Origin of the sequence: Bacillus sp. V33-4, from assembly GCF_002860225.1 — a bacterium.
Classification (GTDB): domain Bacteria; phylum Bacillota; class Bacilli; order Bacillales; family Cytobacillaceae; genus Bacillus_BJ; species Bacillus_BJ canaveralius.
In genome coordinates, this window is record NZ_PGVC01000090.1 from 1 (window position 1) to 1536 (window position 1536).

1 protein-coding gene is annotated in these 1536 nt (G+C 42.6%); it reads right to left on the minus strand.

Going from position 1 to position 1536, the window contains the following annotated elements; genetic code table 11:
- Positions 1-250 precede the first annotated feature (250 nt).
- Positions 251-1536: DDE-type integrase/transposase/recombinase (locus tag CVD23_RS21400; protein ID WP_101667119.1), on the minus strand; the 1286-nt coding region annotated here is incomplete at its 5' end.

Below are 1536 nucleotides of genomic sequence, written 5' to 3' on the forward strand. Positions count from 1 at the left end.
GGTAGTGTAAAAAGTTCTATGAAAACTCGGCTTTGAGGGTTCCGTTCTGCCACAAAACAGATGGATAGCCCCGCAAACGCTCTTGACAAACACGCCAATGGTTTGACTTCAGGATATCAAGGGCGAAGGGGACAAAAAGCAGGCATGCCAAATAAGCCCTTGGCGTTTCCATTTTAAACCATTGGCAAGTTCGGTTTGTCAAGAGTTCGCTCCGCCGATTGCTCGTTTCGGGCTCTGCTAAACAAAAAAGCTAGGCAGTTTGGTCTTGAATCCATTGTTGAGCTAAACCAATCAGTTTGGTCCATCGTGCAGGCATATTTGGTAGCTGAAGTAATTCTGGATTCAGCACAGGCACTCTGCCTTCTAAGGCTGAATGCGGCCGCAAGAAGTTAAAGTAAGCCACAAACAGAGTGACGAAAGAAACCGAACCCTGTTCAGATCCAAAGCCATGTGTGGCTCGATAATTGCCCTTGAACGTTCGGTTCAGTCTTTCAATGATTTGTTTAAGTGGTCTGAACTCCGTGGAAACTGGATCTTCGTTCGTCAGCCCAATGACCTGCTTCACATCAAACGAAATGTCGTGCTGGGCAAAAAAATGTTGGGCTAGAAGGTAAATCGGATTGCCGTCTACTACAAAGGTGAGGTCTTCAGGAATCTCTTTCATCTTGAGTAGAACCTCGTCTATCGCCAGAATGGCGGCTTGTGTATCCCGATTAGGAGACACAGGATAAGACAAAATGATCTTTTTTACGGCATCAAAAAAGAAAAATAAATAATGCCAGCGTCCATTTACCCGGATGTAGGTTTCATCGCCGCAAAATTGATCAGAAAGCTCATAAGGATAATGATCCACATACGGTTTAAGCATAAGAGCCACGCTATTCTCGTAATTCAATACACTCTGGTGTGAGATCGTTAGACCATGAACATCCTTCATGAGTGCAGCTGTTTTCCGGGCCGACAGTCCATAGTTCACATGATAGGTCAAGATCAGTCCCAGCGTATGAGGAGACACGTAAAGCCTGGATAAATCCACTTTTGGTTTCTTGGGTGAGCGCTTCGCTAACGGTTGATAATCGATGTGAAACTGACGAAAAATGTAGCGCATTTTGAATGACTGAGGATCTTTCTTAAACTGTTTTTTCTCCTTTTGAGACAATCCATTTTGTTTCTTTTGGTAATAGGGACAGTCGTTGTTTTTACACTTAAAGATCAGGAAATCTTTTCTTTCTTTAATCTTTTCTAATGTTTTAGCGCAGTGCGGACATTTCAGTACAGCTTCTTTAGAATAATGATTCTTTTGATTAAAAAGACAGGAACACACCTTGCATTGATATTGTCCTTTATCTCCATTATTGGCATAAAGATAATCGGACGGAGCTCCACACCTTGGACAATTTATGGATTTAGAGACGATCATTTTTGAATGTGAACGCCTCTGTACAGGCTTAAGGGGTTTGCCATGCTTCTCCATATACTCGTCGAGAAGCCTGCGATAATCAAACTTTTGAAGAGTTTCAATGATTGGAAGCTCGT